Annotated in this window: 15 protein-coding genes; 7 read left to right on the forward strand and 8 right to left on the reverse strand. The window is 66.2% G+C overall.

All coding sequences use genetic code 11. The features are described from left to right. From QF819_06250 to QF819_06260, 3 genes are all read left to right on the forward strand, one after another. A partial coding sequence (locus QF819_06250; GenBank protein MDP6802758.1) for a 4Fe-4S dicluster domain-containing protein occupies positions 1-396 on the forward strand: 396 nt, incomplete at its 5' end. Positions 397-435: 39 nt separating this feature from the next. Further along, positions 436-2,394: an asparagine synthase (glutamine-hydrolyzing) gene (gene asnB / locus QF819_06255; protein ID MDP6802759.1), complete on the forward strand. Its 1,959-nt coding sequence runs from the start codon at positions 436-438 to the stop codon at positions 2,392-2,394. Continuing rightward, a complete protein-coding gene (locus QF819_06260; GenBank protein MDP6802760.1) occupies positions 2,391-3,131 on the forward strand; it encodes an RNA methyltransferase in 741 nt (246 codons plus the stop codon). The genes asnB and QF819_06260 overlap by 4 nt, the downstream gene beginning before the upstream one ends. Here the strand turns inward: QF819_06260 and QF819_06265 are convergent. From QF819_06265 to QF819_06295, 7 genes are read right to left on the reverse strand one after another with little or no spacing between them, the layout of a single operon-like run. Further along, a complete protein-coding gene (locus QF819_06265) occupies positions 3,128-5,236 on the reverse strand; it encodes a hypothetical protein (GenBank protein MDP6802761.1) in 2,109 nt (702 codons plus the stop codon). The genes QF819_06260 and QF819_06265 overlap by 4 nt on opposite strands. Continuing rightward, a complete protein-coding gene (locus tag QF819_06270) occupies positions 5,233-5,757 on the reverse strand; it encodes an acyltransferase (GenBank protein ID MDP6802762.1) in 525 nt (174 codons plus the stop codon). Before QF819_06270 ends, QF819_06265 begins: the two co-directional genes overlap by 4 nt. Beyond that, entirely contained in the window at positions 5,754-5,981 is a 228-nt protein-coding gene (locus QF819_06275) for an acyl carrier protein (GenBank protein MDP6802763.1), read from the reverse strand. The genes QF819_06270 and QF819_06275 overlap by 4 nt, the downstream gene beginning before the upstream one ends. 12 nt (positions 5,982-5,993) lie before the next feature. Further along, complete coding sequence (locus QF819_06280; protein MDP6802764.1) at positions 5,994-7,814, reverse strand: HAD-IIIC family phosphatase; 1,821 nt, start codon at positions 7,812-7,814, stop codon at positions 5,994-5,996. Further along, positions 7,811-8,836, reverse strand: coding sequence for an NAD-dependent epimerase/dehydratase family protein (locus QF819_06285; GenBank protein ID MDP6802765.1), 1,026 nt, complete (start codon positions 8,834-8,836; stop codon positions 7,811-7,813). Before QF819_06285 ends, QF819_06280 begins: the two co-directional genes overlap by 4 nt. Continuing rightward, entirely contained in the window at positions 8,833-10,050 is a 1,218-nt protein-coding gene (locus tag QF819_06290; protein ID MDP6802766.1) for a glycosyltransferase family 4 protein, read from the reverse strand. The genes QF819_06285 and QF819_06290 overlap by 4 nt, the downstream gene beginning before the upstream one ends. Beyond that, positions 10,047-11,726 (reverse strand): glycerol-3-phosphate dehydrogenase/oxidase, encoded by a 1,680-nt coding sequence (locus QF819_06295; protein MDP6802767.1) that lies wholly within the window; start codon positions 11,724-11,726, stop codon positions 10,047-10,049. The genes QF819_06290 and QF819_06295 overlap by 4 nt, the downstream gene beginning before the upstream one ends. 471 nt (positions 11,727-12,197) lie before the next feature. Between QF819_06295 and QF819_06300 the strand changes: the two genes are divergently transcribed. From QF819_06300 to QF819_06310, 3 genes are all read left to right on the forward strand, one after another. Continuing rightward, complete coding sequence (locus QF819_06300; GenBank protein ID MDP6802768.1) at positions 12,198-12,980, forward strand: enoyl-CoA hydratase-related protein; 783 nt, start codon at positions 12,198-12,200, stop codon at positions 12,978-12,980. A gap of 31 nt (positions 12,981-13,011) precedes the next feature. Next, positions 13,012-13,539: a gamma carbonic anhydrase family protein gene (locus tag QF819_06305; protein ID MDP6802769.1), complete on the forward strand. Its 528-nt coding sequence runs from the start codon at positions 13,012-13,014 to the stop codon at positions 13,537-13,539. Between the two features lie 314 nt (positions 13,540-13,853). Continuing rightward, positions 13,854-14,351 (forward strand): hypothetical protein, encoded by a 498-nt coding sequence (locus QF819_06310; GenBank protein MDP6802770.1) that lies wholly within the window; start codon positions 13,854-13,856, stop codon positions 14,349-14,351. Between the two features lie 91 nt (positions 14,352-14,442). Here QF819_06310 and QF819_06315 read toward each other — a convergent pair whose 3' ends face one another. Beyond that, a complete protein-coding gene (locus QF819_06315; GenBank protein MDP6802771.1) occupies positions 14,443-15,564 on the reverse strand; it encodes a hypothetical protein in 1,122 nt (373 codons plus the stop codon). 650 nt (positions 15,565-16,214) lie between these two features. Here QF819_06315 and QF819_06320 point away from each other — a divergent pair. After that, positions 16,215-16,592, forward strand: coding sequence for an FMN-binding protein (locus QF819_06320; GenBank protein ID MDP6802772.1), 378 nt, complete (start codon positions 16,215-16,217; stop codon positions 16,590-16,592). Positions 16,593-16,599: the final 7 nt, after the last annotated feature.

The following is a 16,599-nucleotide window of genomic DNA, read 5'->3' on the forward strand; positions in this document are numbered from 1 at the left end:
GCATTCGACCGGATCATTCAGGCGGGCGGTTTTGTGTCCGTGAACACCGGCGGGTCACCGGACGCCAACGCGCTCCCCATCTCGAAAACGGATGCCGATCGCGCATTCGACGCGGCGGCATGCATCGGATGCGGGGCGTGTGTGGCGGCGTGCCGAAACGCATCCGCCATGCTTTTCGTCGGGGCAAAGGTCACCCAGTTCGCGCACCTCCCGCAGGGGCAGCCCGAACGGACTCGACGCGTGCTGGCCATGGTGGAGCGCATGGATCTCGAAGGATTCGGGAACTGCTCGAACCACTACGAATGCGAGGCCGCCTGCCCGAAGGAGATCGGGCGGGAAGTGATCGCCGAGATGAACCGCGATTATCTGAAGGCGGGACTCGTCTCCGGTTCGTGACGGTCCCGCTGAACCCGCCTGTTCCGGAGGAGTGATCCTGTGTGCGGCATTGCCGGCATTGTTCCGCGCTCGCCCGCAGATCCGGATCGCCTCCGGAGCCTGATCGGGAAGATGACCACGGCGCTGGCCCATCGCGGCCCCGACGACGAGGGCTTCCTTGTCACGCCGCGGATTGCGCTGGGGATGCGCCGTCTGTCCATCATCGATGTCCACGGCGGTGCCCAGCCCATCACCACAGGAGACGGCCGCCGGACGATCGTCTACAACGGCGAGGTGTACAACCACCACAAGATCCGTCGCGAACTGGAGTCTGCCGGACACGCCTTTTCCACGCAGTCCGATACCGAGGTGGTGCTTCATGCATTCGACGCATGGGGCGACGACGGTATTCGTCACCTGGAAGGCATGTTCGCCTTCGCCATCTGGGATGACCGTTCGGGATGCCTCACACTGGCCCGCGACTGGATGGGCCAGAAGTCGCTCTTCTTCGCGGAGACGACCGAAGGCTGGATCTTCGCGTCCGAGGTGAAGGCACTCCTGGCCTCGGGACTGGTGCGGGCGGAGGTGGATCTCGAGACCCTCTCGCATTCCATGTCCCTTCGGTATCTCCCGGGCCGGGGAACTCTTTTCGCGGGGATCTCCAAGGTCCCGCCCGCGCACCGCGTCCGTGTGAACGAGTCCGAGCGAACTTTCAAGAGCCTGTGGAGTCCCTCTTTCGGCCCCAAACACACCGGGTCGGAAACAGACATCCTCGACGAACTCGACGAGGTCCTGACGAGAGCCGTCGCCACGCACCTGGAGAGCGAGGTCCCGCTCGGCGCGTTTCTCTCCGGCGGGATCGACAGCAGCCTGGTGGTCGCCATGGCTGCGAAACAGCTGAACCAGCCGCTGCGAACATTCAGCATTGGCGTGGACGACTCGTCCCAGAGCGAGCTCCCCTGGGCGCGACAGGTGGCGGACCGTTACGCCACCGACCATTTCGAGCACATTGAGAAGCCGAACATCGCCCGCCTCGCGCCGCGCATGGTAGACGCCATGGACGAACCCGTGGATCCGCTGGCCGCGGGGGTCTACACCGTCTCCCGGATCACCTCCGATCATGTCACCGTCGTGCTGGGCGGCGACGGCGGCGACGAGCTCTTTGCCGGCTACGATCGCTATGTCGGACAGGAACTCGCCGGTCTCTATGCGCGGATTCCCGCACCCCTCCGTCGAGGTCTCTTTCGCCCGCTGATTCGCCGGTTCCCCGACAGCTTCGGGTACAACAGCCCGGCCGCCAGGCTGCGCTGGCTGGACCGGATGTCGGACCTGTCCGGCGTCGAGCGGTATGCCGAAAGTGCGTCCTTCCTGCGCTTCGGACACGAGATGAAGCGCGCGCTCTTCACCGAGCGCAGCTGGTCGCGGGTCGGCGCAATCGAAAGCGAACGCCTCCTCGACGAGTACTTCTCCGACGACTCACCCCGCCACTTTCTGGACTGCATGCTGCACGCGGACTGCTCCACGCGGTTCGCTGAACACCAGCTTCCCATTGTGGATCGAATGACGATGGCGTTCGGTCTGGAGGCGCGCAGTCCGCTTCTCGACCGGAGCGTGGTGAACTTCGCGCGGAGGATCCCCGCGTCCATGCATCTGAAACGCCGGCGCATCAAGCACATGCTCCGCGAGGTCGCCGCACGCCACCTTCCGAAGAGTCTGGCCCGGCGGAAGAAGCAAGGGTTCGGCTTTCCGCTGGCCCTCTGGTTCCGCGAGGACCTGCGGGGGCTCGCGTTTCAGGTGGCCCGCGACAGCCACCTGGCCGAGGCGGGGATCCTGCGGCGCTGGGAAATGGAACGCCTTGCCCGGGAACACGCGGACGGGCGACTCGACCACAACTACCGCCTGTGGATGCTCTTCACGCTGGAACTCTGGTTCCGCCGTTTCATCGAGGGCGCTTCGGTGAACGAACTGGAGGAATGGGTGGACGACGCCCTGTCCACAACCCACGGAGGACGAGGATGACGAAGCCGAGCCGCGAGTATCTCTACGGACTCAACCCGGCGTTTGAGGTGTTCCGTGCGAAGCGACGAAGAGTCCTGCGCGCGCTCCTGTTGGATGACAAGGGCCGCAACCCGCGACTGGCGAAGCTGGCCGCCCTCGCCGGGAAGCATGGCGTGACCGTCGAGCGGGTGGATCGCGGGCGACTTCACGACCTTGCGCGGAGCCGCGAGCATCAGGGGGTGGTGCTCCAGGCGGAGCCGTACGCCTACACCGATTCCGGGAAACTCTTCGCACGGCCGCGTCTCCTGCTGCTGGACAATGTGGAAGACCCGCACAATGTCGGCGCCATCCTTCGGAGTGCGGAAATCTTCGGGTTCGACTCGGTCCTTCTGCCGACAAGGGGCGTCCCCGAGATTTACCCTTCCGTGGTCAAAGTCTCCGCGGGGGCGACCGAGTTTCTCGCCATCGCCCGCGACTCGACCACCAATCGTTATGTGGTGACTGCTCGCGAACACGGGTTTCGCGTGGTCGCCCTGGACGGCGGAGGGCCCGACGGACTCCGCGAAACAGCCGCGGCCCTTTCCGACGAGAGGGTGCTCCTCGTCATCGGCGGGGAGAACCATGCCGTGGGCCAGTTTGTGCTGAACAGCGCGGACCATGTGGTGCGCATCGCGCAGGAAGGGCGGGTGAACTCGCTGAACGCCTCGGTGGCTGCGGGGATCGCCCTGTTCGCCTTTTCCGCGAAAGGCGCGGACTAACCGCCGATTCGCCGCACCATGCGCCGCAGAAAATCCCTGGCGCGGCTCCGTATCCCCGGCCGGGGCAGTTCCACCACGCAGGGCGCGGACCACTGACCGGCATTCCCCGCGTCGTCCACCCACCGGACGCGATACGCACGGCGCGCACCGCGCGGCAGCCCCGCGTCCTCGAGAAGAACCCCGCGGAGTCCGGTTCCCGGAAGCGGGCGCCACAAGTCTCCATCCGCGTTTCGACCCTGCCATTCCGCGGCCCTGAGATCTCCGTCGCGAACCCCGGTGGCCCAGAGGATGACCGCCGTCGGGAAGCGACGATGAAGGCGGACCGTTGCCTCGTCCGGTGATTCGTCCGGCACGCGGACGCGGACCTCGCCGGACGCCCGGCCGTCGGGGTACACCACGCGATAGCGAAGATCCACGCCCGGAGGAGCGGTCTCGTCGCGAAACCTCCCCGCAACCGTCACGGCGAGGCGACGCAGCGAGTCTTCTCCCACCCCCCGCCGGACTTCCACCGCGCGGCCCCTCTCCCCTCCCCACGAAAGAACGACCGCCTGGCCATCCGCCACTGCACGAAGTTCGGGGAGCGCCGAGGCCGCGACAGACACCTCCCCGGGCTCCGCCGTGCTTCCCGTCGCGGCTGCGGGTTCCCTCACCACGACCGCCGCCCACGCGTCCACGAACGGCCCCGCCTCCCACTCCGCACACCCGCCACGCACGGGAACTTCCCGCGTCTCCAGGATGCCCCGGCGTGGATCCCACTCCTCCACCTCCGCCATCCCGTCCGGCCACGGGAGACCGGCCAGCGCCACGCGACCGGGTGAAAAGCGGACGCCTGCCTGCCCGGGGGCCGCCTCCAGGAAGACCGCCGCCATCCTCTCCCCCACCAGCGCACGCCGCCCCTCCGGCGGCACGGGGGCCTCCGAGACCACCTCCGGGGACGGCCGCAGGCCCGGGAACTCCTCCCCGAGTGCCGCGGCGAAGTCCGCCAGCACGACGAAGTCCTCCCCCGGCGCCTCCGAGATCCAGCAGGCATCCATCCCGAAGTCCGCATACCCCGCGTTGCACTGGTTCTTCGCCATGAGCATCCGCCAGTACATCCTCCGGCTCCGCGCGCGAAAGTCCGGGCGACCCGCGACCGTCAGATCCCGCACTCCGTAGAAGTAGGTTCGCTCCTTCGCCTGCGCGTCCCACTCGATATTCCGGACGCCCAGCGTCGGCTTGCCAAACTCCCTGCGCACCTCCAGGTGCCGGTCGTAGCGCCCCCGATCCAGAAACGCCAGTTCCATGCGCGGGTTCGAGAGTGACGCGCCGCCCTCGGCGCGATTTCGCCCCTCATCGTTCAGGCCGATCAGCACATCCATTCCCGTCCGCGCCTCCCACGCGTCCACTTCGTCGAGCATGGCCTCCACCCACTCCGCGGACAGGCCGGTGCCATTCCCGATTTCGTTCATCAGGTCGTAGAAGACATTCCCGATGTCTCCCGTCGCATCAAGAAAGCGCCGCACATGCTCCCGCTGATGAGCGATGAGCGCGGGGTTCTCTCCGGGGAAGATCACGAACCGGCCCGGTCCCGCATCTGCGGCCAGCGCCGGATTCGTATTTCGGTCCGGGTGGTAATAGGAGTCGGCGAACTCCTTCTTCCATGCGACCGCCTGCCACATCTGCAGATGAACGAAAATGCCGTGCCGGTCGAGCGCAAGGCACGCTTCCCGAAGCCGTTCGAAGTAGCCGGGGTGGAACCGGGTCAGGTCGAAGCGCGCGGGGTCGCCTCCCGCGCGATGAAAGAGCTCCGCGAACTGCTCCCCGGTCGCATGGCTGGGCGGATAGCCGCGTACGATCGTGACCCCCCGGCCCGCCGCCCATTCGGCAAAGTCGCGAATGTCGAAGGAGCCTTCCCCGCCACGCTCGACCGGAAGACGACAGAAGAGACGCTGAGGTCCGATGCCGTACGCGAAGATCGGCACTCCGTCGCGCGCAATCCACGCCGCCGGGGTGTCGGCATCCCGGATCTCCAGTGGGCCGCCCGCGGAGACCGTTCCACACGCCAGGAACAGCCCGGCCAGCACTCTACGGAGCACGCGCATCACGCCCTCCCCGGGGCGACTCACCTCCGGGTGAAGATCACCCGGGCCGGATTCCCTTCGACGACCGCACCCTCCGGCACATCGGAAGTCACGATGGACCCCGCGACCGCGATGGCATCGGCGCCCATCGTGACGCCGTCCAGCACCACACACTGCGCTCCGAGCCATACACGATCGTGAATCCGGATGCCGCGGCTCTCCGTCCCCTGATCGGGAAGCGGAACGCCCAGCTTCTCATAGCGGTAGTTGTTTCCCACGATGACGCAACCCGGCCCGATGAGCACATCGTCCCCGAGCGTCACCCCCCCCGCCCCGGATGACAGGAAACAGTGCGAGGCAATCTGCGTCCGGAGCCCTGTCACGAAAGGACCGCCGACCTTCACCTTGGTGAATGCGCTGATGACGGTTCCGCGGCCAAGGCGCGCGGAGGGCGAGAACTCCACTTCAGAACGCGCGCTCACCATCGCGCCGCAGCGCATCCAGTACAGAATCTGGACGACAAACCCGGGAAGAAGCGTACGCCGGAGCGCCGTGCCGATCTTCACGCGCTCTCTCCTTCCACCAGCTTCGCGATCCGCTCCACTCCGTCCATCGAGGCGATCTCCTCCATCGTGAACGACGCGCCGAACTCCCTCTCGACGGCGGTCACCACCCGCAGGTGCGCAAGTGAAGTCCACTCCGGCACATTCTCCCGCATCGCACCCGAGAGGAGCGCCGACGCATCCACCTCCAGCACTTCCGCCACGATACGCGCCACGCTCTCCTTCACGCCAGTCTCCTCTCAGTCCCGGATCACCCGGACCCACGCCGGACCCTCGGGGAGTGTTTCCATCTTGTGCTGGAAGCACTCACCCGCTTCGCCGCGCCCCGCAGACACGAACCCGTTTCGAACAAAGAACTCACGGCACGGCTCGTTTCTATCCGTCGGAGTGAAGAGACCGCGCGCGATTCGTGCGCCGTTCTCTTTCCACTCCCGGAGAATACACCAGAGCACCGCATCTTCCACGCCCCGACCCAGCACGCGGCATGACAGAAGGAGACCGGTGATCTCCACGGCCTTCTCTTCGACGCTCCGGCTGAGGCACACGCCGCACAGCCCGCTGTCTCCAAACCGATCCGTGACCGAGGCGGTGTGCAGGGCACCGTGCGGGTCTTCCCGAAAGCTCTCTACCTCGGCAAGGCTCCATCGGAGCGTCGTCGTGTTGAACTGGTTTGTCTTCTGCATGAGCTGGTGGACTCGATCGATCTCACCGTCCCGCACCCGATGAAGCGTCACTTCGGTGCGCAGCGTCATGAGGTACTCTTCCAGATCCGCGGTCTTGCTCCGCGCCTTGCGCCGCTTCTTGTCGGCTGCAACCATGCGTCCCCGTGCGCGATCTTCGTCCGTCAGAGAGAGCGTATCGAAGTCCGTCAGTGCGCCCAGAAAACGCGCGTACTCCGATGGGTCCCGGGGGAGTTCCGGCACCAGCACCTCCGGCAGACGGTGCCGCACATTTCCTCGCTCGACCGGGTTGTCGTCCAGGAAGACCAGACTGTCGAGGCCGATCCCGATCTCCGAGGCCAGCTCCCGCAAGTGCTCTACTTTGTCGCGCCAGTCGATCCGCATCGCGGCGAAGTGGTCCGGGCGAAGCAGTTGGTGCTCATGCCGCTCCAGTACTTCCATGGCGTCCGCCTCGTTGTTCCGGCTGCTCACCGCCAGAATCACGCCCCGTTCAAAGAGGCGGAGTACGGCGCGCTGAAACGCCGCGAACGGCGCGCCCGCGGCACCTGGCCCCAGGTCCACCCCTCTCGCGCCGCGTTCCCCGACAATCCCGCCCCAGAGCGTGTTGTCCAGATCCAGCACGAGGCACTTGCGGTTCCTTCCCGTGAGCGGCTTGACCGTCCGAAGGTACTCCCTCACGAGCGCCGCATGGTGTTCCTCCGCCACGGGAATGCGCCCGCGCTCCCACAGCCGGGGATCTCGAAGCCGCGCCTTCCCGACCCGCTTCGCAAACGCGTCCATCGGGAAGACGAAGAGTGCGCGCTCTTCTTCCGCAGCCGCACCCAATGCGTCATTCATGGAGACCACGCGCTTCGCCATCCCCTCTTCGGCGTCTTCCGGAACGAGGAAGTCGTGCACCAGCACGATCCCCTCCCCCTCCGACGCCAGGCGGCGACACAAGCCGACGAACTCCGTGAACGCCCCCGGCACGCCCTCGTCCGCAGGGTCCTCCAGTGCCAGCGTCTCCCCGTGAACGACGAGCAGCGTGAGGTGAGGCGCGAAGGCGTGGAGGCCGGAATCGGCGCTCAGTATCTCCTGCGCGTACTGGCCGAAAGGCGCGTTGTAGAAGGCCGGATCGAAGCCATGAGCGCGCCACACGACCTCCGCGAAGGCACGCGTGTAGTCCATGGTCGCATCTCCGAGCAATGCCACGCGCACGGGAACGCCGCGATCCTCTCCGGGTGCCGTGGGAGGCAGGGCGCGAAATCGCTTTTCCAGCTTCCAGACACGCGTGGAATCGGGGTTCGCGGCGGCGGCGACGGCCCACGCGGCGAACGCGCCGGGGACATCTCCGGCATCCCGAAGAGCGTCTCCGCGGGCGATTTCGTCCTGCGAACTCACGACGGTCCGTCCGCGCTCACGCCCGGAAGCATCCCCCGCTCGATGTACCAGGCCGCAGTCCGGCGAAGCCCCTCGTCCAGATCCACGAGCGGCGCATACCCCAGTTCCTTCTTCGCGTGGGAAATATCGAACGCACGCGTCTTGCGAAACCAGTCGGCACGGCGCGGAAAGAGCGGAGGGCGAAGCCGAAACGGGCGACACACCGCTTCGCATACGACCGAGGGAACCCAGAGCATCCAGAACGGAAAGTGCGGAATCCGCACCTCGGCGTGAATGGCACGCGCTGCCGCGCGCACGAGGTGCTCAATGGAGTGGCAGTCCTCATCCCCGATCAGGTACACGCCCCCCACGGCCTCCTCCCGATCCATCGAGAGTTCGAAGGCCTGCACGAGATTGTCGATGTAAACCGGGTGGTAGGAGGTGGTGCCGTCTCCGAACATCGGGAAGATGCCGGACGCCACCCTCCGGAAGATCATGTAGAAGCGCTCGGGATCTCCGGGGCCGTAGATCGCCGTCGGGCGAAGCACCACGGTGGGCAGCCCCTTCTCCGCAATGGGCGCGAGCGCCCGTTCGCCCTCCCACTTGGTGTACTCGTAGTAGTCCTGCGGATTGACGGGAGAAGACTCCGTTCCGGGCGGATCCTCCACCAGCCCGTGGACTCCTTCCGTGCTGCAATAGACAAACCGCTCCACACCCTCGGCCAGCGAGGCCTCGGCCACTCTCTCCACCCCCCGGACATTGACATCCCAGTAGACTTCGCGCGAAGCCATCACATCCCGGAATGCGGCCGCCAGATGAAACACCACCCGACACCCTCGGACGGCCTCCCGGACCTCGTCTTCGTCCGTGACGGAACCAATCCGGATCTCGGCGCCCGCGGCCTCCAGTTCGTCGCGGAAGATCCCGGGGCTTTTGTCCAGAACGCGGACGGCTTCGCCACGCTCCAGAAGACGCTGCACGAGGTGGCTTCCGGTAAACCCGGTGCCTCCGGTGACGAGGATCTTCCCGATCTCTCCTGTCACGATCCAGCCCCTTCGCCTTCGGCGCCGGATCCCGATGCCGAGATCAGCCGCTCATAGACACGCGCCACGCGATCGCGGCTGTTGTCCCAGCAGCACACCTCGGACGCTCTCTTCCGAAGCGCGGCGCCGAGTTCCGGGAGCTCATCCGGACGCTTCATGGTCGACAAGACCGCCTCCGCAAACGCCTCCGCCGACCGGTCCCGCGCGTACACCCCAAGATCCCCGAGAATCTCCCGGTTGGGTCCGCTCTCGAAGACAATCGTCCCCAGCCCGGCCGCCATGTAATAGAACAGCTTGATGTTCCCTTCCGTCTCGGAGACCTTCGGTGAAACTGCCAGGTCCGACAGTGCCAGATAGGCTCCGGTCCCCACATAGTCCACACGCCCCGTGAAGAGGACCCGCTCTCCGATCCCGCGTCGCGCCGCGTCCTCCCGAAGGGCTTCTTCGCCCGGGTATCCCATGACCAGGAAGAACGCGTCCGGGCGGTCGCGCAGCACAATCTGCGCCGCGTCGAGAAGCGTGTCCACGCCCTGATGCTTCGTCAGGACGCCCATGAACACGATGACCGTCGCATCCGCGGGAATCCCGGCCGCCTCGCGCGAGAGGCCGCCTTCGCCGTTGAAGAAGTGCGCCCCCACCGCATCCGGCACCACCGTGACCTGGTCACCATCCACACCGAAACGCCCGGTGGCGTCTTCCGCCATCGCGGCGGAACTGGCGAAGATCCCGTCGGGCATCCGGTCGATGCACCCCTCCGCCCACTCCAGGAATCGATACAGCGGACGGAAGCGGCCGCCAAACCCGTGATCGTCCAGTTCCAGCGTCAGACTCCCCTGAAAATCCGCAATGCAGGGAATCGAGAACAGGCGACCGAGCACCGACCCGATCAACGCACCCTCGTGCAGATGCCCATGGATGATGTCGGGCTTCATCTCTCGAACCACCGAAATGCACCGGAAGAAGAGAAGCACATCCAGGTAGAGTTTCTGCCATGACGGCCCCGGACCGAGCTTTCGATACCACGGGACATTCAAGATCCGGTGCGTGGGGAAGTCGTCGATGTCCCGACCGTTGTGGTAGGTGCAGATCTCGATACGGTATCCGAGATCCCGCAGAAGCCGGGCCTCTTCGTAGATGCGCACATGGCATCCCCGGTCCGCGAAGAAGGGGGTCGGGGCGATCATGAGCACCGATCGACCGGAGGGCGGACTCACTCGAACATCCTCCCGAACATGGACTCCACCTGTGCCAGTTCGCTCTGCACGCGCCGATCGTCCCAACCCGACTCCCGGGCGAGAAGAGCGGCACAGTCCTCCAGACATTCCCGTCCGGGGTGCCCGATCGTACCCAGTCCGGTTCTCCGGAACACCACATCCGCAAGCGTCCCGGCCATTTCCGCTCTCGCGGCGTGCACGACAGCGGCACGAAGGACTGGAAGCCCGGGAGCCACGGGTCGCCCCAGCGAGGGGTCCTCTTCCGCGAGGGCCAGGACACTCCCGTACCCGGAGCCGAAAGTATAAGCGAGTTCCCGCATCGCCGCTTCCCCGGAATCAGCGGTCGCCTCCCGGGCAGCGGCATCGGCGAAGGCGACCGGGTCTTTGATGTCGCCACCCGGAAGGCAGGTCGTGCGCGAAAGCGACGGCGAGTTCGACGGGGCGACTCCCTGCTTCGCAAGCAGCGCATCGACGGCCTTTTCCGCCAGGAGCCGCGCCGTCGTGAACTTCGCCCCGAGAACCGTCCACATTCCCCCCACACCATCGGTCGCCGCATGGTCCCAGATGCGGTACTCCCCGCTTCCCTGGTACAGCCCGGCCCGGGCGGTTCGATTCACCAGCGGATAGAGTCCCCCCCATGCAAAGCGGACATCCTCGGCGGACGGCGGGTCGTTCGGCCAGGCGGTCGCCAGATCGGCAAGGAAGGCGTCGATGTCGCGGGCACGCGGCGCCACTTCGTCGAGATCGCCGGTGAAGGGAACATCGGTGGTTCCCGCCAGCGTGCAACCCCGCCAGGGAATCAGAAAGACATGACGACCGCCGCGCCCCAGGACTGCCCCCTGCCGGGCGCGCGTGGCCAGCGCAATGGCCCGGCCCTGCGTGAGGGGCCGAAGGACCAGGTGAATCCCCCGGGAGTGCGCCATGCGGATGTGCCGTGAACCGTCACGAAGCAGGCCCGCCATCTTCATGGCCCACGGTCCGGTGGCATTCACGGTGGTCTTCGCACGGATCTCCTGTGTGTCTGCGCCCCCTTCGGCATCCTCGACCCGCACTCCGATCACACGGCCTTCCCGGCGAAGGAAGGCGGTGACGCACGCATGGTTGGCAAGGTCTGCGCCGCGTTCCGCCGCCCCGGAGAGAAACGCAAGCGTCACTCGCTCCGAACTGTGCATCCCGTACTCGGGGTAAAGTGCGGAACCGGTGAGGCCGTCGTCCGGGATTCCCGGCTCCAGCTGAAGAGTCTCCGCCCGCGAGAGAATCCGGAAGCGGTCCACGCCCGCGTCCCCGTCGATGCGCCCGCCCGCGCCACGCGTGAGGATGTCGTAAGCGGCCATGCCCGATGCGAGAAGCGCCTTCCCCCGCCGAAACCCGCGATAGGCGGGAACGAGGAACGGCACCGGGCGGATGAGATGCGGCGCGATGCGCAGGAAGATGCGGCGCTCCGCGGCGGACTCACGGACCTTGCCGGGCAGCCCTTGCTGCAAGTACCGGATGCCGCCGTGAATGAGCTTCGATGACGCGGCGGAAGTCGCCGCGCCGAAGTCCGACTTCTCCACCAGAGCGACCGACAGCCCGCGCAGAGTCGCCTCCCACGCCAGGCAGGCACCGGTAATCCCGCCCCCCACAATCAGGAGGTCGTACTCCTGATTGCTCATGCGGTGGAGACTGCGCTTCATGGGCTCTCCCGAGGTGGTGAAACCGGGTCCGATCCGACGGATCCTCTGGAAGTTATCGGCATGAAAATGGACAGTCTATCCCTTTGCGTTGCCCGGCGATTGTGCGAAACTTCCCGCCGAGTGCCATCCCGCCCCTGTTCGGAGAAGTCATGCCTTACGCAAAACACCCCTGGATCGGCCTACTGGAAGAGGGAACGCACGCCTTCTGCGCCTGCGGAGAAACGGGGAAAGCACCCTTTTGCGACGGGAACCACGCGCGCACGGGCAAGGCTCAAGGCCCAGTGATCGCTTCGGCACCGGCGCGGGAGAATCACGCCGTCTGCATGTGCGGGGCAACGGCAAACTCACCGTGGTGCGACGGAGCCCACAAGAACCTGCCCTGAGGCGGGGCCGGGATCTTCGTCCACCGCTGACACGCTCCGACGGGCTGGACTGAGTGCCGGCCCGTCGGAACAGGGAGATCGGAAGACCATGTCAGATCGCGTTGTGACCACGGAGCAGGACGGAGCCGTCGGAACGATCACGCTCAATCGCCCGAAGGCCAACAGCTACAACCTCGCCTTCATGGAGGATCTCAACACCTCGATCGATGAGATGATCTCCAACGACTCCGTGAAGACGGTCGTCATGAAGAGCGCGCTGGACGGTTTCTTTTCCGCCGGAGCGGACATCAAGGCGTTCCGCGCAAACACCACGGAAGAGAACATGAAGATGATTCGATTCGCCCACGCGACCCTTCGGAAGATGGGAGACTCCTCCAAGGTCTTCATCGCGGCCATCGGAGGGCACACACTGGGCGGCGGACTGGAGATCGCACTGGCCTGCGACCTTCGCACCGCGGGCGACGGCGCGTTCCGCATGGGGCTTCCCGAAGTCACGCTGGGGCTTCTTCCCGGCAACGGCGGAACGCAGCGTCTCCCCCGGCTCATCGGGCGGACCCGCGCGCTCTCGATGATGCTCACGGGAGAGACGGTCCCGCCTGCGCGTGCCCACGAACTGGGATTCGTCGACTGGATCTTCCCGCAGGATTCGTATCTGGCCGACACGCTCGTGATGGCGCGGAAGCTCGCGACGGGAGCCACGGTCGCCATGGCTTCGATCAAGCGCTGCATCTTCGACGGGATGGAAATGCCGCTCTCCGAGGCGCTGGACATGGAGCGCGAAGCCATCGGCCCGCTCTTCGACACGGACGACGCAAAGGAAGGCTTTGCCGCCTTCGCCGAGAAGCGGAAGGCGGTCTTCACGGGCCGGTAGAGCCGTGACTGAACACGAGGCAGGAGCAATCATGGCTCATATCGTGACCGTGCTGGGCAAGACGCCGAAGATCCACCCGTCCGCTTTCGTCGCCCCCAACGCGACGCTGATTGGAGATGTCGTGGTGGAAGCCGGGGCCAACATCTGGTTCGGCGTGGTTCTTCGAGCGGATCAAAACCGGATTCGCATCGGGGAACGCTCCAGCATCCAGGACAACACGGTGGTGCACTGCAATGAGCCAAACGGCACGATCATCGGCCGGGAGGTGACGATCGGGCACGCGGTCGTGATGGAGGGATGCGAGATCCGCGACAGGGCGCTCATCGGGATGAACGCCACCATCCTCGACGGCGCCCTCGTCGGAGAAGACGCACTGGTGGCCGCCGGTTCGGTCGTGAAGGAGAATGGCCGCGTCGATCCGGGGACATTCGTCGCCGGCGTTCCGGCGCGGCTACGCGGGGAACTCTCCGAAAAGGCCCGCGCGGAAGCCGCCAGCGCGACGGGACATTACCAGCGTCTGATGGCACTTTACGCCGAATCCGGCGAGGATCACGGCTGACCCTGCCGCCTCAGCCGCGGAAGCGGCCTGGCCTTGCGCCGTTTCCCCAATCTTGCTGCCCACTCCCTCTTTGAATCTCCCCTTTACAGATTCTGTCAGACTGTGGCACTTTGCGCGCTGGCGGGAGATTCCCGTAACCTCGGCGCGACCCGGAGCCCTGCGGATGAGCCTTTCCGCACCGGGAAGCACACCCGGAAGGGAAACACGGCCGGGGGGTGGATGTGGTGAGGGTCCTCCCGGACCATTCGGGAGGACGGGTGAGGGATCCCGGGCTGCTCGGGATCCGGCGATTCCCCTTGAGGAGGGTTTCTTGCATGCGTAAGTCCATTCTCGTGATTGCGGCTGTGATGCTGATGGCCTGTCCGGTGTTCGCCGAGGGCTGGGGTCTGGGTTACATGACGGACACGGCTCCGATCGGTCTCTTCTACGATATGAGCGAGACCATGACCCTGAACGCCAATGTTGGCTACAACAGCTGGGACACCGAGACGGTGGGCGAGCTCGAGACCGAGACCGCCATCGACGCCCGACTGCTCTTTGAGCTCGTGAGCGGTGATCGCTCCGGACTGCATGTGGCGCCGGGCTTCACCTGGACGAACGGCTCCTATGTGGAGACGGACGACGGCCAGACCAACTTCGACATTCAGCTCTGGCTGATGGCGAACTGGGATGCCACGGACAATGTCACGCTCTGGTTCGGCCACGGCCTCAACATCATGAATGACAGCCCCGTCGTGGGTGAGAGCACCACCAACTACGGCACGGTCGGTGCGAACAGCTCCAACCTGGGCTTCACCTTCTGGTGGAACTAGGAGCGCGTGACCCTTCGGGGTCGTGAAGAGTGCGAACCCCCCGCCGGCTTGCCGACGGGGGGTTTTTCGCAGGTGAAGGAGTGAGTGGCTGTCAGTAGACAAACCCCGCACCGATCCGCAGCGGGCCGGACTCTTCCCCGCCGCCTCCCGTCCGCACCGTCCAGTCCAGTTTCAGGACCACCGACGGATCCGGCAAGAGATCCACGCCGAAGGTCAGCGCGTCCCGCGCGAGGTCCGCATCGGCAGCGAACCCGGGGGGAACCTCGTGGTGGAGGTCCATCGTCTCCCAGCGCCCCCACAAGTATGCGGTCCAGCCTTCCGGACACGCAGGCGGGTTCACCAGCTCACGGCCGAGTTCCGCATACCCGCCCCACTGCGCTTCCGGCACGGTTTCGCCCTTCTCGACACTGACCGCGTCAGCATCCCCGATGGAGACGCCCACCGCGAGAAGGCGCCCCGTCCACGACCCACGGCGAAGCTCCATATGTCCCTCCGAAACGACGGTCGCGACGGCAACCTCGCGACCGTCGAACTCCCGCCCCTGCCCGGCGTGCCCGGCGTGGATCGACCCGCCCCATCGCAAGCCGCCGCTCCGGTGGTCGAACGACGCGACGACCGCCGCGTTCCGGGCACGCGCGTGGTTCCCCTTCTGGCGACCCCCGCGAATCCCGCCCTTGCCGTAGCCCTGGGCATCCGGTGCGGTGACCACCATCAGGTCCCACGACACGCCCGCCAGGCCGCCCCCGCGCAGGCCCGCGCCCAGCTCGCGCCAGGTTGTCGGGATGAGCGAGCGCTCCACTGCCGGACGGCGGTTCCCACGGCGGAAGGGCGGTTCGTGAACGCGGTTCACAAAGCCCATCGGGATCGGGACGAGCCCCAGGCGAAGCGTGGCCGCCTCGGATGCCTGAACATCCAGATAGGCAAACTCCAGTGCGACCGACCCCGACTTTCCCGCCGGGTTGGACGAGGTGGTCCCGTGCTCGAACTCCACCTCGGCCATGAGATCCACACCGCCTGAGTAATGCCGCTCGGCCAGCAGCACGAATCGATGGAAGTCCGCTGACGCCTCTCCCCCGTCCGCGGTGGTCGGGACGTCCAGGCGGAACTCGCCATAGCCCCCGAAGGACGGGGAGTCGGCCTCTCCGGCCTCGGCCGAAGCGGTCACGGCCACGGCCACGATTCCTCCCACAATCAGAACTCTCATTACTCTCATTTCCGTTCTCCTGTGACCGGGATGGGTTGCGCTCTCGCCCGGGGCCACTGCCGAGCGAAGGCGCAACCTAGCGGGGCGAGGGGGGAGTGTCAAGTGCCCTCAACTTTGTGATCCGCACTTGACCCCGGCATGGCTCCCCCGTATTGTGTCGGTTGTGTTGCAGAGATTGTTGTTGGGAACCAAGGGCCGGGTGTTCTGGCCTCGAAGAGAGCCATCGGGGCGCACGACGGCCCATTCAGGGGTGTATTTCATTGCAGGTCAACAGCGTGGACTCTATGGAACGCGGGCGCCCGGCTCTCAGTCGAGCCAGAGGCCGCCTGGTCAATCCCCCCCGCGGAGAGGACGGGCCGGCGGAATACGGCGGGTTGGGTATTCAATCTGCCGACAAACCGTCCGATTCGGCTGTTTCCCGCCTGATTCGCTTGCGCGACCAACCGTGGGCCCGAGCGCCTGAGACCGTGGCAGAGACGGAACTTAGCGCGACGGAGACGCCTGGAGGGAAGCGCAGGGCAAAACAACAATCCTCGCAACACAACTCTCGTATTCCGCTTCTGGCGGTTCTCCTGACCGCTTTCGTCGCGTCCGTGGCCTCCTCCCGCGTCCTGGTGACCGCTGACGAGGCACTCCAAACCGCCTTTCCAGGGGGCGTCATGGGGCAGAGTCCCCATCCCCGGATCCCCACGCTGCGGGAGGCGCGTTCGGCGGACGGCCGCCTGCTCGGCTGGGCCTGGTTCGATACGCGTCGCGTGCGGAACCAGCCCCAGACGATCCTCGTGACCGCTTCGCCGGATGGCGCCCTTCTGGATCTGCGGCTGGTCGCGTTCCATGAACCGTGGGAGTACCGCCCGCCCGCCGCGTGGCTCCGCCGTCTGTCTGCGCACCGGTTCGAGGAGGAGTTGCCGCCGCCGGATCGCATCGACACGCTCACCGGCGCCACATACACCGCCCGCGCTGCCGTCGCGACCGTCCGGCGCGCGCGGGAAGTTGCCTCGTCCCTCGCGCGCCCCACCGGCGCCGACCTTCCCTAGGGGGTCT

It is taken from the genome of Gemmatimonadota bacterium (assembly GCA_030747075.1).
GTDB lineage: Bacteria > ARS69 > ARS69 > ARS69 > ARS69 > ARS69.

What these genes read in the sequence shown, in the direction of transcription:
- QF819_06260 (MDP6802760.1), top strand. Translation starts at nt 2,391, where the DNA reads ATGACGAAGCCGAGCCGCGAGTATCTCTACGGACTCAACCCGGCGTTT.
- QF819_06305 (MDP6802769.1), top strand. Translation starts at nt 13,012, where the DNA reads ATGGCTCATATCGTGACCGTGCTGGGCAAGACGCCGAAGATCCACCCG.
- QF819_06310 (MDP6802770.1), top strand. Translation starts at nt 13,854, where the DNA reads ATGCGTAAGTCCATTCTCGTGATTGCGGCTGTGATGCTGATGGCCTGT.
- QF819_06315 (MDP6802771.1), bottom strand. Translation starts at nt 15,564, where the DNA reads ATGAGAGTAATGAGAGTTCTGATTGTGGGAGGAATCGTGGCCGTGGCC.
- QF819_06320 (MDP6802772.1), top strand. Translation starts at nt 16,215, where the DNA reads ATGGGGCAGAGTCCCCATCCCCGGATCCCCACGCTGCGGGAGGCGCGT.
- QF819_06295 (MDP6802767.1), bottom strand. Translation starts at nt 11,726, where the DNA reads ATGAAGCGCAGTCTCCACCGCATGAGCAATCAGGAGTACGACCTCCTG.
- QF819_06300 (MDP6802768.1), top strand. Translation starts at nt 12,198, where the DNA reads ATGTCAGATCGCGTTGTGACCACGGAGCAGGACGGAGCCGTCGGAACG.